General features: G+C 64.3%; 16 protein-coding genes. 11 read left to right on the top strand and 5 right to left on the bottom strand.

All coding sequences use genetic code 11. The features are described from left to right. Position 1 precedes the first annotated feature (1 nt). A complete protein-coding gene (locus ACZ0AV_RS07975; protein ID WP_499150540.1) occupies positions 2–1,654 on the bottom strand; it encodes a sensor domain-containing diguanylate cyclase in 1,653 nt (550 codons plus the stop codon). 163 nt (positions 1,655–1,817) lie between these two features. Between ACZ0AV_RS07975 and prfB the strand changes: the two genes are divergently transcribed. The 5 genes from prfB (at position 1,818) to ACZ0AV_RS07950 (ending at position 6,915) form a co-directional block, all read left to right on the top strand. Beyond that, positions 1,818–2,913, top strand: a protein-coding gene (gene prfB / locus ACZ0AV_RS07970; protein ID WP_499150539.1) for a peptide chain release factor 2 whose coding sequence is annotated in 2 segments (ribosomal slippage) — positions 1,818–1,889 and positions 1,891–2,913 — 1,095 coding nt in all. Because the reading frame shifts where the segments join, the coding sequence is not laid out codon by codon here. Positions 2,914–2,974: 61 nt separating this feature from the next. Beyond that, positions 2,975–4,477, top strand: a complete 1,503-nt coding sequence (gene lysS / locus ACZ0AV_RS07965) for a lysine--tRNA ligase (RefSeq protein ID WP_499150538.1) — start codon at positions 2,975–2,977, stop codon at positions 4,475–4,477. A 150-nt stretch (positions 4,478–4,627) separates the two neighbouring features. Continuing rightward, on the top strand, positions 4,628–5,179 hold the full coding sequence (locus tag ACZ0AV_RS07960; RefSeq protein WP_499150537.1) for a hypothetical protein: 552 nt from the start codon (positions 4,628–4,630) through the stop codon (positions 5,177–5,179). Positions 5,180–5,230: 51 nt separating this feature from the next. After that, positions 5,231–6,526: a flavohemoglobin expression-modulating QEGLA motif protein gene (locus tag ACZ0AV_RS07955; RefSeq protein WP_499150536.1), complete on the top strand. Its 1,296-nt coding sequence runs from the start codon at positions 5,231–5,233 to the stop codon at positions 6,524–6,526. An 89-nt stretch (positions 6,527–6,615) separates the two neighbouring features. Continuing rightward, entirely contained in the window at positions 6,616–6,915 is a 300-nt protein-coding gene (locus ACZ0AV_RS07950) for a PA3694 family proteiin (protein ID WP_499150535.1), read from the top strand. Between the two features lie 89 nt (positions 6,916–7,004). On the opposite strand, the gene lptF is transcribed toward ACZ0AV_RS07950, so the two are convergent. The 3 genes from lptF to ACZ0AV_RS07935 form a co-directional block, all read right to left on the bottom strand. Beyond that, positions 7,005–7,790, bottom strand: coding sequence for a lipotoxin F family OmpA-related lipoprotein LptF (gene lptF / locus ACZ0AV_RS07945; RefSeq protein WP_499150534.1), 786 nt, complete (start codon positions 7,788–7,790; stop codon positions 7,005–7,007). Between the two features lie 43 nt (positions 7,791–7,833). Continuing rightward, complete coding sequence (locus tag ACZ0AV_RS07940) at positions 7,834–8,268, bottom strand: DUF4398 domain-containing protein (protein ID WP_499150533.1); 435 nt, start codon at positions 8,266–8,268, stop codon at positions 7,834–7,836. 248 nt (positions 8,269–8,516) lie between these two features. After that, a complete protein-coding gene (locus ACZ0AV_RS07935) occupies positions 8,517–8,861 on the bottom strand; it encodes a pilin assembly protein (protein WP_499150532.1) in 345 nt (114 codons plus the stop codon). A gap of 187 nt (positions 8,862–9,048) precedes the next feature. On the opposite strand from ACZ0AV_RS07935, the gene ppc reads away from it, so the two are divergent. The 6 genes from ppc (at position 9,049) to ACZ0AV_RS07905 (ending at position 16,031) form a co-directional block, all read left to right on the top strand. Beyond that, positions 9,049–11,685 (top strand): phosphoenolpyruvate carboxylase, encoded by a 2,637-nt coding sequence (gene ppc, locus ACZ0AV_RS07930; RefSeq protein ID WP_499150531.1) that lies wholly within the window; start codon positions 9,049–9,051, stop codon positions 11,683–11,685. Between the two features lie 332 nt (positions 11,686–12,017). After that, a complete protein-coding gene (gene adk, locus ACZ0AV_RS07925) occupies positions 12,018–12,665 on the top strand; it encodes an adenylate kinase (RefSeq protein WP_499150530.1) in 648 nt (215 codons plus the stop codon). A gap of 53 nt (positions 12,666–12,718) precedes the next feature. After that, a complete protein-coding gene (locus ACZ0AV_RS07920) occupies positions 12,719–13,732 on the top strand; it encodes a 5'-nucleotidase, lipoprotein e(P4) family (RefSeq protein WP_499150529.1) in 1,014 nt (337 codons plus the stop codon). A 203-nt stretch (positions 13,733–13,935) separates the two neighbouring features. Continuing rightward, positions 13,936–14,628: a tRNA (adenosine(37)-N6)-threonylcarbamoyltransferase complex dimerization subunit type 1 TsaB gene (gene tsaB, locus ACZ0AV_RS07915; RefSeq protein ID WP_499150528.1), complete on the top strand. Its 693-nt coding sequence runs from the start codon at positions 13,936–13,938 to the stop codon at positions 14,626–14,628. 127 nt (positions 14,629–14,755) lie between these two features. Continuing rightward, positions 14,756–15,097, top strand: a complete 342-nt coding sequence (locus ACZ0AV_RS07910; protein WP_499150527.1) for a hypothetical protein — start codon at positions 14,756–14,758, stop codon at positions 15,095–15,097. A 70-nt stretch (positions 15,098–15,167) separates the two neighbouring features. Further along, positions 15,168–16,031, top strand: a complete 864-nt coding sequence (locus ACZ0AV_RS07905; protein WP_499150526.1) for a DUF72 domain-containing protein — start codon at positions 15,168–15,170, stop codon at positions 16,029–16,031. 371 nt (positions 16,032–16,402) lie between these two features. On the opposite strand, the gene ACZ0AV_RS07900 is transcribed toward ACZ0AV_RS07905, so the two are convergent. Then, positions 16,403–17,497, bottom strand: a complete 1,095-nt coding sequence (locus ACZ0AV_RS07900) for a DUF1513 domain-containing protein (protein ID WP_499153327.1) — start codon at positions 17,495–17,497, stop codon at positions 16,403–16,405. Between the last annotated feature and the right edge of the window lie 7 nt (positions 17,498–17,504).

The following is a 17,504-nucleotide window of genomic DNA, read 5'->3' as shown; positions in this document are numbered from 1 at the left end:
CTCACGCGGGCGGCGTGCCGAGCGGCGGATCACCATGGAATACCGCGCAGCGTCGCCCCGCCTGTTTGGCGCGGTACAGCGCCTGGTCCGCCAGCTCCACTACCTGCTCCAGGCTGGCATCGTCACGCGGCCATAGTGCGCCGCCTATGCTGCAGCCGACGCGCAAACTGTGCCCTTCCCATGCGATTTCCTCTCCCAGCTTCTGGATGGCCCGCTCGGCGATCTGCCGCGCCTGGACGGATGCCTCGTCAAGCGACACCTGCAGGATCATCAGAAACTCGTCGCCGCCCAGGCGCACCACCAGATCGCCGGCTCGCTGGCTGCCGCGCATGCGTGATGCCGACTCGCGCAGCACTTGATCGCCCACTGCATGGCCGTAACGGTCATTGACCGGCTTGAAGCCGTCGAGATCCAGGTACAGCACGGCAAGCCCGCCATGCCCGCCGTGATTGCGCTGCTGAGCGAGCGGCAGATAGCGGGCCAGTGCCGCGCGGTTCGGCAGGCCGGTCAGGGGATCATGGTGGGCACGGTTTTCCAGGGCGTCGAGCTCGCTGTGCTGGCGCGTCAGGCTTTCCACCAAGTGGCGAATCGACTGGCTGAGCTGGGCGACTTCGCGCGGGCTGCGAACCTGCGGAATGACGGTGATCTCGCCGCTGGCCAGGCGGTCGGCCGCCGCGGCGATGATGCGCAGCGGGCGTGCGATGTAGTGGGCCAGAACCCAGCCACAGGCAGCGAACAACAGGGCCAGCGCGATGCCCCATAGCATGATGGTGGTGCGCATCGTCCGCACCGGCTCCTCGGCCTGCTCCAGGGGCTGGCGGGCGATGACCATCCAGCCAAGCCCCGGATAATCCAGGTGGCCCTGGCTGCGCGCCAGGCCGGTCAAATAGCGCTGGCCGTCCGGCCATTGTTGCACCGCCCAATCGCTGCGCTGGCTCGACAGGCTTTGCATGGCCGGCAGGTGCAGGCGCTGGCCAACCGTGTTGTCAGGCGCCAGCAGTACGGTCCGGTCCTGGCCGACCACGAAAAATTCTATCTGGCGATTATCCTCGATGGGCTTGAGGATTGCCTGGCGCACCTCGTCGGCCCACGACCACGACAGGTGCGAGGCCAGTACCCCGGCCAGGTTACCGTCGCGGGTATGAACCGGCAGGCTGATGTCGACGAACTTCATCGCTTCGCCGGTGGGGTTGGGCAACAGCTTGGCGAGCAGCACGGCTTCGTGCACATCGCCGATGAACAAACCCTTGCTGCCTTCCTGAAACACCGGGCGCTGGGCGATGCTGGCGCCTTCGAGCACGCGGTTGCTGGAGGCCAGCACCGTGCCGCGCGGGTCGCTGAAACCGATCCAGGCGATGCTCGGGAACTGGCCCTGGAGGTGATCGAGCAGGCGGCGCATGTCGTCGATGTCGTCCGCCTGGCGCAGCACGCGCAGGCTGCCAAGCACCTGCAGCATGCTGGCGCGGTTCTGCAGGTCGCGATCCAGGCGGTCGAGCATCATGTACGAGGCTTCGGCCAGATCCTGGCCCACGTCCGCGCGGATGCGTTCGCTGGCGTCGCGGCTGACCAGGCTGCCGAACAGCCAGCTCAGCACGCTCACCAGCAAGACGATCAACAGGGCATAGCGGCTGCGCAGGCTTTGAGTGCGGAACATGGCGGCGCGGTGGTCCTCATGCGGGTGGAGGGCGGTCTTGGCAGTATAGATGGCCGTCGGTCTGCCGCAGGCGGGTCGACGCGCTCGATCGTGCTGTCAGGCAATCCGCAGTCAGGTATACTCCGCGGCTTTTCCGAAGTTTTACCTGCGAGTGCCGACAGCCATGGAAATCAACCCGATCCTGAACAGCATCAAGGACCTGTCCGAGCGCACCCAGACCATTCGGGGGTATCTTTGACTACGATCACAAGCATGATCGTCTGGTCGAAGTAAACCGCGAGCTCGAAGACCCGAACGTCTGGAACAAGCCGGAATACGCCCAGAACCTGGGCCGTGAGCGTGCCACCCTGGCGCTGATCGTCGACACCATCGATGACCTGACCGGCAGCCTGGCCGATTCCCGCGACCTGCTCGAGATGGCCGTCGAAGAAGACGACCAGGGCGCCGTCGACGACGTCGCCGCGGAAATCGAGCGCCTTCGCGAGATCCTCGAGAAGCTCGAATTCCGCCGCATGTTCAGCCACGAAATGGACCCGAACAACTGCTACCTGGATATCCAGGCCGGCTCCGGTGGTACCGAGGCGCAGGACTGGGCCAACATCCTCCTGCGCATGTACCTGCGCTGGGCCGACAAGCGCGGCTTCAGCGCCGAGATCGTCGAGCTGTCCGAAGGTGAAGTCGCTGGTATCAAGGGCGCCACCGTGCACATCAAGGGCGAGTACGCCTTCGGCTGGTTGCGCACCGAGATCGGCGTGCACCGCCTGGTGCGCAAGAGTCCGTTCGACTCCGGCGCTCGTCGCCACACCTCGTTCTCGGCGGTGTTCGTGTCGCCCGAGATCGACGACAAGGTCGAGATCGACATCAACCCCTCCGACCTGCGCATCGACACCTACCGCTCTTCCGGTGCCGGTGGTCAGCACGTCAACACCACCGACTCGGCAGTACGTATCACCCACGTGCCGACCAACACCGTGGTGGCGTGCCAGAACGAACGCTCCCAGCACGCCAACAAGGACACCGCCATGAAAATGCTGCGGGCCCGGTTGTACGAGCAGGAGATGCAGAAGCGCAACGCCGCCTCCCAGGCGCTGGAAGACACCAAGTCCGATATCGGCTGGGGTCATCAGATCCGCTCCTATGTGCTCGACGATTCGCGCATCAAGGACCTGCGAACTGGCGTGGAGCGTAGCGACTGCCAGAAAGTTCTCGATGGCGACATTGACCAGTACCTCGAAGCCAGCCTGAAACAAGGCCTGTAATACCTTTTGGTTCCGCCCCAACGAGGGGCGGCGACTACCCCGTGATGGAATCCCGACGAACATGAGCGACCAACAAGCCGACCAGCAGCAACTGCAACAGGAAGAAAACAAGCTGATTGCCCAACGCAAGGAAAAGCTTGCAGTCATCCGCGAGCAGGGCAATGCCTTCCCCAACGATTTTCGTCGCGACAACCTCTGCGCCGACCTGCAGAAACAGTACGCCGACAAGACCAAGGAAGAGCTCGAAGCCGCTGCCATTCCGGTCAAGGTTGCCGGTCGCATCATGCTCAACCGTGGCTCCTTCATGGTCATCCAGGACATGAGCGGGCGCATCCAGGTCTACGTCAACCGCAAGACGCTGCCCGAAGAAACCCTGGCCGCAGTGAAGAGCTGGGACATGGGCGACATCATTGCCGCCGTCGGCACCCTGGCCCGTAGCGGCAAGGGCGACCTGTACGTCGAGATGACCGACGTGCGCCTGCTGACCAAGTCGCTGCGCCCGCTGCCGGACAAGCACCATGGCCTGACCGATACCGAGCAGCGCTATCGCCAGCGCTACGTTGACCTGATCGTCAACGAAGAGGTGCGCGAAACCTTCCGCGTGCGTTCCCAGGTGATCGCCCACATCCGCCGTTTCCTCGCCGAGCGCAACTTCCTCGAAGTGGAAACGCCGATGCTGCAGACCATCCCGGGCGGCGCTGCGGCCAAGCCGTTCGAAACTCACCACAACGCCCTGGACATGGCCATGTTCCTGCGCATCGCGCCGGAGCTGTACCTCAAGCGGCTGGTGGTTGGCGGCTTCGAGAAAGTGTTCGAGATCAACCGCAACTTCCGTAACGAAGGCGTCTCGACCCGGCACAACCCCGAGTTCACGATGCTCGAGTTCTACCAGGCCTACGCCGACTACGAAGACAACATGGACCTGACCGAGGAGCTGTTCCGCGAGCTGGCGCAGAGCGTGCTTGGCACCACTGACGTGCCGTACGGCGACAAGGTGTTCCACTTCGGTGAGCCGTTCGTGCGCCTGTCGGTGTTCGACTCGATCCTCAAGTACAACCCGGAGATCACCGCGGCCGATCTGCAGGATCTGGACAAAGCGCGGGAAATCGCCAAGAAAGCCGGCGCCAAGGTGCTCGGCTTCGAAGGCCTGGGCAAGTTGCAGGTGATGATTTTCGAAGAGCTGGTCGAGCATAAACTTGAGCAGCCGCACTTCATCACCCAGTACCCGTTCGAAGTGTCGCCGCTGGCGCGCCGCAACGATGACAACCCGAACGTCACCGACCGCTTCGAACTGTTCATCGGTGGCCGCGAAATCGCCAACGCCTACTCCGAGCTGAACGACGCCGAAGATCAGGCCGACCGCTTCCAGGCCCAGGTGGCTGACAAGGATGCCGGCGACGACGAAGCCATGCACTACGACGCCGACTTCGTGCGCGCGCTCGAATACGGCATGCCGCCGACGGCGGGCGAGGGCATTGGTATCGACCGCCTGGTGATGTTGCTGACGAACTCACCGTCGATTCGCGACGTGATTCTGTTCCCGCATATGCGCCCGGAACTCTAAGGGTTTACCAGAGCCGCCTCCGGGCGGCTTTTTATTGTCTGCGATTCAACGCCTATCCTGTTCAAAGACGCCCAGCGGGATGCTTGACGCGCTGCGTCGCCGGAATGGACTATCAGCCCGGCAGCCCACGATTGTCTCAAGGAGAGCAAGATGAAAGCCTGGCGCGCACTGATGGTGCTGTCGTTTCTGCTGTTGAGTGGCTGCCTGGTGACGTTCAAGGAGCCGATCCCGGCCAATGAAGCGGCACCGATTCCGCTGCTCGGGGTCTGGTCGCGTACCGATGAGTGGGGCGAGCTGCGCTACCTCGATGTGACCCGTTCCGGCTCCAACCTGTACAAGGCCGACACCTACGTGGACAGCCCCGATAATGTGGCCAGCCTGCAAAGCTTCAGTTTCACCGTCGCCCACCATGGCCGCCGCTGGTACCTGTCGGCAGGCGTGCCCAAGCGCATGGGCGCGAATTTCGCCATCGGCGGCTTCGAGCTGACCCACAACAACGAACTGGTGCTGTTCAACCTGGACGTCGGGCAGATTCTGCAGGCCATCGACAGCGGCGAACTCGAAGGCAGCGGCGTGGACATGCCGCAAGGCGAGGGTGTGTTGGTGTCCAGCAAGCTGGAGCAGGTGTTCGCTTACCTTAACGACCCTGCCAATTCCGACGTATTCGTCGAAGTGGCACGCTATCAGCGATCCGCTCCTTGAGGATCACTTAGGCAATTTCAAATAATCAGCAGCGACGCAGAGAGGATTTCCATGAACAGCCACACAGGACTCGACGGTTACCAACTGGTCGTGCGCGCGCTGTCCGATCGTATCGTCGAGGCGCAGACGCCGATCCGCGTACTCGACGCGGTGAAATGGGACGACTCCATTCGCCAGGCTTTTCTCAAGCACAAGGGCCGAGAGCTGCCTGCCGTCGACCGCGCCTACTACGATAGCCGCCCACTGGCCTTTGACCCGGCCGCAAAGAAGCTCGAATTCCAGAATATCGAGCGCGACATCACCCGCCAGCTTGGCCAGTTCAACCCGGTCGGGCAGATCATGCGGCGCATGTGCCGCGAGTACCGCATGGTCATCCGTATGCTGGAAGCTCGCGGCACGGCGGATTTCGGGCTGATTTCCCAGGAGCTGTACGGCGCCGCCTCCGACGCTTTCCACGCCGGCGATCCAACCCTGGCGGACCTTGGGCTGATGTTTTCCGGCTACCTGAACAACATCGACAGTCGCGGCGACCTCAAGGATGAACCCAAGACGCTCAGCGCCAAGGACGCGGTGGCGTTGCTGCAGAGCCGGCTGAATGTGGTGTTTGGCGAGAGCGACAGCACCATACGGGTGTTCGAGTCGGACGGGATTCTGGCCGACGCGGCGGCGGGCGCTGACTACATCAAGATTCGCACCGACGCGATGTTCAACGAGCGTGACGTCAAGGCGCTCGAAGTCCACGAGGGGCTGGTGCACGTGGCGACCACGCTCAATGGCCAGAACCAGCCGATCTGCACCTTCCTGGCCAAGGGGCCGCCCTCGTCGACGGTCACCCAGGAGGGCCTGGCCATTCTCATGGAAGTGATCGCTTTCGCTTCTTATCCGAGCCGTCTGCGCAAACTCACCAACCGCACCCGCGCCATCCACATGGCCGAGCAGGGCGCCGATTTCCTGCAGGTCTGTGAGTTCTACCGCGAGCAAGGCTTCAGCCTGGAGGACAGCTACAGCAACGCCAGCCGGGCATTTCGCGGCTCTGCGCCGGATGGCCTGCCCTTCACCAAGGACCTGTCGTACCTGAAGGGTTTCATCATGATCTACAACTACATCCAGCTCGCCGTGCGCAAAGGCAAGCTGGAACAGATCCCTTTATTGTTCTGCGGCAAAACTACGCTCGAAGATATGCGTACGCTACGCCAGCTGGTCGATGAAGGCCTGGTGAGTCCACCCAAGTACCTGCCGCAACAGTTCCGTGACCTCAATTCGCTGTCGGCCTGGATGTGCTTCTCCAACTTTCTCAACCACCTGAGCCTGGACCGGATCGAAGCCGACTACGCCAACATTCTCTGACCGCACGGTGGGGGATGACGGCGAGGCGGCGCGCCGATCTTCCCTTCATCGATCCGCGTCGCGATGCGGATCGCCTGCGAGACCTGTGCATGAGCGAGCGCAACCCCATTCCCCTTATCCTCACCGCGATCGGCAGCGTTGCCGGGACCGTTGCGGTACTTGGCTTTTACGGCTACCTGCACATTGCCAAGCCCGAGGATGCCTTGTTGCTGTCGGCGTTCACCATGCTCAAGACCGTTCCTGGCGAAGACTACAAGGTCAGCCTGAAACCGGCCGATCAGTTGGCGCGCTGCATCGACGGCGTGCTGGTGTTGTTCGACCAGCAACAGAAGGGACTCAGCGGTGTGCTGATCGACGACCGCAAGCGCGCGGTGCGCTGCAACGGTTGACCGGACGCGCAAACAACAAGCCCCGCAAAAGCGGGGCTGGTTGGCGCAAGCATCGGCGTTACGCCGACGTTGCGAGAAGGCCTAGGGCCTTAGTTGCTCATCGAGGTACGCGGTGCAACCGGCTTGTCGTCGTTGGAGATGGTCACTTCCACACGACGGTTCATGGCGCGGCCGGAAGCGTCAGCGTTGCTGGCGACCGGGTAGTCCTTGCCATAACCCTGGGCAACGATGCGCTCCGGGCCTACACCCTGACGCACCAGTGCCATGCGCACGGCGTTGGCGCGACGCTCCGACAGGCTCTGGTTGTATTCAGCCGAACCGGTGCTGTCGGTATAGCCTTCGATGATCACCTTGCGGTCCGGGTTTTCCTGCAGGAATTGGGCGAGTTTGGTGATGTTGTGCATGCCGCCCGGCTTCAGCTCGGCACGGTCCAGGTCGAACAGCACGTCGCCGAAGGTCACCAGGGTGCCACGTTCGGTCTGCTTGGCGTTGAGGCTGTTCTGCAGTTGCTTGATCTGCGCGTCGCGGGCTTCAAGGCGGGCCTTGGCACGCTGGGCTGCGGACTGCTCCAGTTGCTGTTCGGTGGTGCGCAGCGCGATGGTCTGGTTGGCCACTTCGATACGCTGGTTGGCCAGGTAAGCGAGCTGATCGACCTTCTTCTCGTCTTCCTTCTCGCGGAAGGCGCGCTCGGCTTTCTCCAGTGCTTCACCCGCGTCCTTGGTTTCCAGGGCCGCAACCTTCACCGCTTCGGGGTTGGTCTGCAGGGAGGAGTAGCTGCTGCGCGCCTGCTCCAGGTTGACGTTGGGTTGGGTGGAGCAGGCAGCGAGGCCAACGCTCAGGGCCAGCAGGGCTGGAATCATCACTTGTTTACGCATGATCGTTCATCCTTTATTCGGTGGGCGAAGTCTGACGAGGCCGTTACTGGCCCTGGATCGGAGCCTGTTGAGCACCGCGCAGACCTTCCTGGCGCAGTTCCTCGATACCCTGCTGGGCATCCTGCAGTGCCTTGTTGGCCTTGGCTGCCTGAGTCTTGCGAACGGCAACGCGGGCGTCCCACTCAGCCTGTTCGGCCAGGCGCTTGGCTTCTTCGTAATTCTGGTCCAGCAATTCCAGCTCGGCCTGCTTCAGTTTGTCCTGGGCCGATTTGGTTTCCACTGCGGCGAATTCGGTACCGCCAGAGCTCACGGCTTCGTTGACGGCAGATTTGGTCACGGCCATTTGCTCGCTGGGCGGGTTGCCTGCACAGCCGGCAAGCAGCAGGGTGCTGCCGATGGCGAGTGCCGCGAGCTTCCAGCCGGCCAGTTGAGTACGTGCGTTTGAGGCAGTTTTAGTGGTCATGGTGTGCAACTCCATTGGTAATTTCCTGGCAAACAGTCGGTTCCCACGATGGTCACCTGCCGTCCGGAACTCACGAGCAATACAGGCTGAGTAAGTTTTTCCCCGGCGACCAGCGGTCACTACGGCATAACCCTGTGAGTTGAGCGAAGCCGTAAACGTTCAGCAAAAAACTGCCTGGCACCGGCTGCCCGGCACGTTGAAACCGCGCCAGGCCACGCCACGCGGCGCTTTGCCAGCGATTGCAGAATTGTCGGCAAGGGCGCTCACGGGTGTGGTTGACCGTCGGCATCGGTCATTTCCTGCAGGTAGTGGCGCGCCAGTTCGAGAAAACGCGGGGTAGGGCCGACGTCCTCGTACACCGGGTTGCCTTCCTCGTCGGTGGCGACCACCTGGGTGCCCTGCACGTACGGCAGGCTTGCCTCGAGATCCTCCAGCGCGGCGCCCAGCAGCTCGGCCAGCAACTCTTCGGGGCGCCGCTTGGGGTACATGTGGGCGAGGGCCGACAAGCGCGCGGCGGCCTCGACGTCCAGGTGCACCTGGTAGGGCGTGCTGACCAGGCGGCCGGTGGCGTTCTGTTCCCATTGCTGGACGAGTTCGCGGATCTTCATAGGTACCTCGCAGGGGGGCGGATTCTTCGTTACAGACCTGGCAGCCCCCGGCTGCGTTCCGCTTGCTTGCCGGCCGCAAGGCAGGGCCGGTGACGATGGTCATGGCTGCTGCGGGTACAGGCACGCTTGTCAGTCGCGCCAAGGCTGGGCAATCTGGAGGCTCACGCAGCGGCGCAGGGGAACTGGTATGACGCAAATCGACGCACGCCTACGCGAAGACGTTCACCAGCTTGGTGAGCTTCTCGGCACCACCATCCGCGAGCAGTACGGCGATGCCTTTCTCGACAAGATCGAACGCATCCGCAAGGGTGCCAAGGCGGCTCGCCAGGGCTCGGCAGAGGGTGCCCGGCAGCTCAGCGATACCCTCGACCAACTCAACGACGACGAGCTGTTGCCCGTGGCGCGCGCGTTCAACCAGTTTCTCAACCTGGCCAATATCGCCGAGCAGTACCACCGCGTACGCCGGCGTCACCCCGGCGAGGCGCAGCCGTTCGAGAACCGTATCCTGGACGAATTGCTCCAGCGCCTGCGCGCTGGCGGCCACGATCGCGAAGCCCTGGCCCGGCAGGTGGGGCGGCTGGACATCGAACTGGTGCTCACCGCCCACCCGACCGAAGTCGCGCGGCGCACACTGATCCAGAAGTACGACGCCATCGCCGCGCAACTGGCGGAGCAGGATCATCGCGACCTCTGCGAGGCCGAGCGCGATGCAATCGCCAGCCGCCTGCAGCGGCTGATCGCCGAAGCCTGGCACACCGAGGAGATTCGTCGGGTACGGCCTACGCCGGTGGACGAGGCGAAGTGGGGTTTTGCCGTGATCGAGAACTCGCTGTGGTATGCCGTGCCGACGGTGTTGCGCAAGGCCGACCAGGCGCTGCAGCGCGAGACCGGGTTGCGTTTGCCGCTGGAGGCCGCGCCGATCCGCTTCGCCTCGTGGATGGGCGGTGACCGCGACGGCAATCCCAACGTGACCGCCAAGGTGACCCGTGAAGTGCTGCTGCTGGCGCGCTGGATGGCGGCTGACCTGTACCTGCGCGACATCGATAGCCTGGCCGCCGAGCTGTCCATGCAACAGGCCAGCGACGAGCTGCGTGCCCGCACCGGTGACAGCGCCGAGCCCTACCGCGCGCTGCTCAAGCAAGTGCGCGAACGCCTGCGCGCGACCCGTGCCTGGGCTCATGAATCCCTGGCCGGCCCGGCGAGCCCGCCGGCTGCGGTGCTGCATGACAATGCTGACCTCTATGAGCCGCTGCACCTGTGCTACCGCTCGCTGCACGACTGTGGAATGGGCGTGATTGCCAATGGCCCGCTGCTGGATTTCCTGCGCCGGGTCAGTACCTTCGGCTTGTTCCTGGTGCGTCTGGATGTGCGCCAGGACGCCACCCGGCACGCCTCGGCGCTCGGTGAAATTACCGACTACCTGGGCTTGGGTCGCTATGACGAGTGGGACGAGGAGCAGCGCCTGCAATTCCTGCAGACCGAGCTCAATGGCCGCCGGCCGTTGCTGCCGGCCGACTTCCGCCCGAGTGGCGATACCGCCGAAGTGTTGGCCACCTGCCGTGAAGTGGCAGCGGCGCCGGCTGCTTCGCTGGGTTCGTACGTGATCTCCATGGCCGGTGCGGCGTCCGACGTGCTCGCCGTGCAACTGCTGCTCAAGGAAGCCGGGCTGCGTCGGCCAATGCGCGTGGTGCCATTGTTCGAAACCCTGGCGGACCTGGACAACGCCCCGGTTGCCATCGAGCGCCTGCTCGGGCTGCCGGGCTACCGGGCCAAGCTGCATGGCCCTCAGGAGGTGATGATCGGTTACTCCGACTCTGCCAAGGATGCTGGCACCACCGCCGCCGCCTGGGCGCAGTACCGCGCCCAGGAGAGCCTGGTGGACATCTGCCAGCAGCATCAAGTGGAGTTGCTGCTGTTTCACGGCCGCGGCGGCACCGTCGGGCGTGGCGGCGGCCCCGCCCACGAGGCGATCCTGTCGCAGCCACCCGGTTCGGTTAACGGGCGTTTTCGCACCACCGAGCAGGGCGAGATGATCCGCTTCAAATTCGGCATGCCGGACATCGCCGAGCAGAACCTCAACCTCTACCTTGCCGCCGTGCTGGAGGCGACCCTGCTGCCGCCGCCAGCGCCGCAGCCGACCTGGCGGGCGCAGATGGACCGGCTCGCCGCAGACGGCGTAGCGGCCTATCGCGGGGTAGTGCGGGAGCATGAGCAGTTCGTCGAGTATTTCCGCCAGGCCACACCCGAGCAGGAACTGGGCCGGTTGCCCCTGGGTAGCCGGCCAGCCAAGCGCCGGGAGGGCGGGGTGGAAAGCCTGCGCGCCATCCCGTGGATCTTCGCCTGGACCCAGACCCGCCTGATGTTGCCCGCATGGCTTGGCTGGGAGGCTGCGTTGAGCGGTGCGCTGGCCCGGGGCGAAGGCCAGCTGCTGGAGCAGATGCGCGAGCAATGGCCGTTTTTCCGCACCCGTATCGACATGCTGGAGATGGTCCTGGCCAAGGCCGATGAGTCGATTGCCCGGCTGTATGACGAGCGCCTGGTCGACGCCGGGCTGCATCCCTTGGGGGCTCATTTGCGCGACCTATTGTCGCAGGCCGGGTCGGTGGTGCTGGGGCTGACCGGGCAAGCGCAGTTGCTCGCCCACAGCCCGGAGACGCTGGAATTCATCACCGTGCGCAACACCTATCTGGATCCGCTGCATTTGCTGCAGGCCGAACTGCTTGCCCGTTCCAGGCAGCGCGAGCACGAGGCCGGAAGCGCTCTGGAACAGGCGCTTCTGGTCAGCGTCGCGGGGATTGCAGCAGGGTTGCGCAATACTGGCTAGGTCTCGTCCATTGGCTCCAGCAGTGGAGAACGTGCCGTCAACGGCGTCCAAGTTCGCGCAATTCATGGGAATTGCCCTGGGGTTGCGCGAGTTTGGACGTTAGTTGTATGGCGCCGGGGCGACAATCCGGTGCAAGCTGCAGCACGCAGCCTGGACATGCGGCCTCAGGTCGCATTTGTCTGCGACTTTCGACGGCTTGTGCGGCTCAGGGGCGCTGTGTATCTTGATCGACCTTCTGGCAGTTCGGCCCCTGGCTCGCCTGCTGAAATTTTTCGAGATTGGCCCCACGAGGCGAGTCCACCATCACTACCAAGAACTTGAGGAGCACATCGATGCGCGTGATTCTGTTGGGGGCGCCCGGTGCCGGCAAAGGTACTCAGGCTGGTTTCATTACCAAGAAATTCTCGATTCCCCAGATTTCCACGGGTGACATGCTGCGTGCTGCGGTCAAGGCCGGTAGCGAACTGGGCATGGCGGCAAAGAGCGTGATGGACGCCGGTGGCCTGGTCTCCGATGAACTGATCATCAACCTGGTCAAGGAGCGCATCGCGCAGCCCGATTGCGCCAATGGCTTTCTGTTCGATGGCTTCCCGCGCACCATCCCCCAGGCCCAGGCACTCAAGGATGCAGGCGTACAGATCGATCACGTGGTGGAGATCGCCGTCGACGACGAAGAGATCGTCGGCCGCATCGCTGGTCGCCGGGTGCACCCGAACTCCGGCCGCGTGTACCACACCGAGCACAATCCGCCGAAAGTCGCCGGCAAGGATGACGAAACCGGTGAGGACCTGATCCAGCGTGACGACGACAAGGAAGCCACCGTGCGTCATCGCCTGTCGGTCTACCATTCGCAGACCAAGCCGCTGGTGGATTTCTACCAGAAACTCGCGGCCGCCGAAGGCACGCCGAAGTACAGCGCCGTTCCGGGCGTCGGTTCGGTCGAGCAGATCACCGCCAAGGTCATGGCAGCGCTCAGCTAAGCCTGCCTGCACGACGACAACGGCCCGCTTGCGGGCCGTTGTCGTTTTCGGGCATGCCGCCATCCCTGCGGGTCGGCTGCGTGTCGTTCCCGGGCAGTAAGCGAAGCGGCTATGCTTCTACAATGGTGACGTGCCGGACGTCGGTGATGCATGCATGTGTGGCGCGCGATGGCGCTGCCCAGCGTCCGGGCACGGCCAGCCGGGTTCATCGACCGTCACCAGACCGCCTTGCTGCAGGTGAGGAACGCGGTAATTCATCAACCCCCATCAGAGTGCATTCCATGACCAGGAACAGAAGACTTGCCTGCCTGCCCATCGCCATCGTGGCGTCGGCATTGAGCGCATCCGTCGCATTGGCCGACGGCGCCCCGCAGAAGAAGGGCGAGTGCTCGGTTGCCGAGTTCACCATGGCGCTGCGCTATCAGCAGCAATCAGCCGAAGTTCGGGCATTGCAGATGCAGGCTTACAACATCGCCACCGAGAAGCTGGATGCCGCCGTGGCGGCTGCCGAGGACCCATCCAAGCTGGCCATCGTGACCGACGTGGATGAAACGGTGATCGACAACTCCGCGCTGCTCGCGCGTGACCTCGCCAATTGCCACACCTATGATGGCTGGGACACCTGGCTGCCCTGGGAGCGTGATGGCGAGCCCGTGCTGATTCCGGGCGCCAGGAAATTCCTCGAACACGCCGACAAGCTGGGCGTGGTCATTCGCTATGTTTCCGATCGCTCGGATGAGCAGAAGGACTACACCCTCAAAGCGCTGAAAAAGCTCGACCTGCCGCAGGTCAGCGCAGAAAGCGTGATGCTGCTCGGGCCGCCGAAGGTCGAGCGCCGGGCGCTGGTCGCCAAGGATTACCGCATCGTGATGCTGCTCGGCGATACCCTGCATGATTTCGATGCGCGTTTCCGCAAGACGCCGGTGGCCGAACAACGTGCGACCGCCGAGGCTGAATCGGCCAAGTGGGGCACCGAATGGATCGTGTTCCCCAACGCCGGCTATGGCACCTGGTCGAAAGAGCCGCTCAAGGGCTGGGACGCCAAGCCCGTCATCGAAAAATGGTAAGCGACGCAGCCCCCGTCAGCGTGGGCTGACAGGTCAAGCGCTACTGCCGCACCGGGCAGTAGCGCAGGCACGGCAGTGCACTGCTGTAGCGCTTGCCCGTTCATCCCCCGCCGGCGCCCGCCAGCGGCTTGACCCGCTGTGCTGGAAAAAAGCGCGGCAAACCGTTTTAATGCCCGCCCGCTCAGCCACCTCTACAGATCGCCATGACCACTCTGCTGGCCCTCGATACCGCCACCGAAGCCTGTTCCGTCGCCTTGTTGCATAACGGCCGGGTGACGAGTCATTACGAGGTGATCCCGCGTCTGCATGCGCAGCGCCTGCTGCCGATGATCAAGACGTTGCTCGCCAGCCAGGGCGTGGCGCTGTCTGCGCTGGACGCCATCGCCTTTGGCCGTGGCCCTGGCGCCTTCACCGGCGTGCGCATCGCCATCGGCGTGGTGCAGGGGCTGGCGTTCGCGCTCGACCGCCCGGTGCTGCCGGTGTCCAACCTGGCGGTGCTGGCGCAACGCGCCCTGCGCGAACACGGCGCGGGCCAGGTCGCGGCCGCCATCGATGCGCGAATGGATGAGGTGTACTGGGGCTGCTACCGCGCCGAGCAGGGCGAAATGCGCCTGGCAGGTCGCGAGGCGGTGCTGGCGCCGGAGCAGGCGCAACTGCCGGGTGATGCCGATGGTGAGTGGTTCGGTGCCGGCACTGGCTGGGGCACGTTCGCGCCGCGTATCGCGGCCCAGGTGTCGGCACGTGAGGACGCCATGCTGCCTCACGCCGAAGACTTGCTCAGCCTCGCCCGTTTCGCCTGGGCGCGGGGGGAGGCGGTGGTTGCCGACCAGGCGCAGCCCATCTATTTGCGTGACAAAGTGGCGACGCCAAAGATGCCGCCACCGGCTGGTTTCTGAGTTGCCGATGGGCGGTAGGGTTATAGTCGTCCTTTTGTCGTCAAGTTCCCGACCATCGATTGCCAAGGGCCTGCGCGGCGGCTAAATTGCCAGCACTCCCGCACGTCTTTCTGCCGAGCCTTCACTGATGCGTATCGACGGTAACATCGCGCCCTATTCACCGGATCGTGGCCCCCGCTCGGGGACTGCGGTCACGCCCTATCGCGAGGCGAACCGGGAACAAGAGGTCAAGCGCGAGCAACCGGCACCGAGCGCGGCGTCCCAGGGCTTCGAGCAGATTCCGCAGATCCGTCGCGTGCAGCAGAGCAGCGCCAGCGCGGACAACTTCCCCGTGCGTTCGCTGGATGTCACCTACCAGCCCGCCATCAGCAATCGCGCCGCCCAGGCCATTGCCAGCTACAGCAGCACCGAAGCCTACGTGCGCGACATGGATGCCCAGCAGGTACTGGGCCTCGATCTCTACGCCTGATCGACTCGCGGTCTGTTTCACGCGCCTCGCTCAGGCACAATGGCCGCTTCAGAATGATCAGCGGTTCGCGATGCTTCCCTATTTTCTCGGTTGTCCCTCCTGGAGCGATGCCGCCTGGCGCGGCAGCTTCTACCCGCCCGACCTGAACATGAATGACAGCCTCGAGCATTACTGCCGGGTGTTCAATGCCGTGGAAGGCAATACCACCTTTTATGCGCGCCCGGACGAGGAGAAACTCGCCCGCTGGGTGCAGCGCATGCCGGCTGATTTTCGCTTCTGCGCCAAGGTTCACAAGGACATCAGCCACGACGGCGACCTGCGCGATCAGCTCGACAGCACCCGCGCGTTTCTCGCGTTGCTCGCGCCACTGGGCGAGCGGGTGACGCCGCTTTGGCTGCAGCTGCCGGCGATGTTCGGCCCGGCACGGCTGGGCGAGCTGGCAGTGTGGCTGGATGAATTCGCCCACCGGCGGCTGGCCGTGGAGGTGCGCCATCCGGCGTTCTTCGACAGGGGCGACGATGAACGTGCGCTCAACCGCCTGCTGCACGACCGGGGAGTGGAGCGCATCTGTCTGGACTCCCGTGCGCTGTTCAGCTGCCAATCGAGCGACCCGGCGGTGCTGCACGCGCAGTCGAAGAAGCCGCGCCTGCCGATTCGCCCGACAGCGTTCAGCGACAGCCCGCAGGTGCGCTTCATCGGCGGGCCGGATCTGGCTGCCAATCAGCCGTTTCTCGAGCCCTGGCTGGACAAGGTGGCGGCCTGGATCGAACAGGGCCTCACGCCCTACGTGTTCCTGCACACCCCGGACAACCACCTCGCCGCCGCCCAGGCGCTGCGTTTTCACGAGCTGTTGAGCGAACGCCTGCCGGGTCTGCCGCCGCTGCCGCCCTATACCGACAGCGAGCCCAGGGCCGAGCAGCTGGGGCTGCTTTAAGGCAGAAGCAGCCGTAGGGTGGATGACGCTCTTTTCATCCACCATTGCGATCGCAGAGCGGTGGACGGGTCGGGCCGCGTAGGTGAGGCGTCGTCCACCCTACGACTGTGGGAGCGGGCCATGCCCGCGAAAAATCACGGGCATGGCCCGTTCCCACAATGAATCACCGAACGGCTGTTTGCGCCACCTTGCTGCCCGTCAGGGTAGGATGGGTGAAACCCATCAATTCATCGATGGGTTTCACCTACGCGGCCCGCCCCATCCTACGGGCTGGAGCGTGGGAGCCGTGGTAAATGCTGGCGGACTCATGTGGGAGCGGGCCATGCCCGCGAAAAGTCGCGAGCACGGCGTGTTCCCACAGTCGATAGCGCTCAGGCCAGGCGCAGGTGGTTGTCCCAGAGCCCGGCAGGCAGTTCCAACGGCTGCATGGCGATGCGCTCGGCGCGGCAGTCATACAGACGGCAGCGGCCGACCCCGGCGCTGACCACGAAGCCGTTCGCTACCGCGCCGACGCCGGCGCAGTCCGGCAAGCCGGCGTCCAGGCGCACGGCGCCGCTGTCCAGGTCCCAGATGAACAGGCGATTGCCGCGCGGTGCGGTCATCGCCAGCAGGCGCAGATCGCTGTGTACGGCCACGCTGGCGGTGTACTGATTCATCATCTGGCGCTGCGCGTCGGCCATCGGGAAGTGCTGGAAAGGCTGGCCTGGCCGCTTGATCGCTACCAGCGGCACGGCATCCATGGCATCCCCCATGTATTGCTGGCCGCTGACGATGGTGCCGTCGCTGGCGACGGCCAGGTGGCGCACGCTGTTCATGCGCTCGGGCAACTGCTCCTTGCTGTGCAGCGCACCGTCGCGGGCCATCAGCACCAGGCTCGCTTCCATGGCGTCGAGGTTCATCTCGACCCGGCTTTCCGCCTCGGTGCGGATGCCGCCATTGGCCACCACCAGGGTTTCGCCATCAGGCATCCACAGCACCTGATGCGGGCCCAGACCGTGGGTGGGCAACTCGTTGCGGCGCACCAGGCGTTCACCGTCCAACTGGTAGGCGCCGAGCACGCCGCGGCCCGGATCGGTGGTGTCGTTTTCGGTGGCGTACAGCCACTGGCCGTCCTTGTGGAACACCGCGTGGCCATAGAAATGCCGGTCCGGCTCGCTGCGCAGGGTCTGCAGCAGACGACCGTCGCGCGTGTCGATCAGGTAGCTTTCAGTGCTCGGCCGGCGGCCAACGAACACCGCCATCGGTAGGCTCGGGTGCGGTACCACATCGTGGCAGCGTTCGCTTACCGGGGTAGCGAAGGCGCGCTGGCCATCGAGGCGGTAGCCGACCGCGTAATGCTTGCCGCCTTCGTCATTGCGTGCCGACAGCAGCAGCGGCTGGCCGCCGTGGTGGCCCAATTTCCAGCCGCCGACGGCGCCAGCCGCCAGCACCGCGGCGCTCAGGCCGAGAAAGGCCCTGCGTTTGATCGCCATG

The organism is Pseudomonas sp. AC532 (assembly GCF_979258965.1).
The sequence above is the reverse complement of the archived record's forward strand: the minus strand, read 5'-3'. Positions and strand labels throughout refer to the sequence as shown.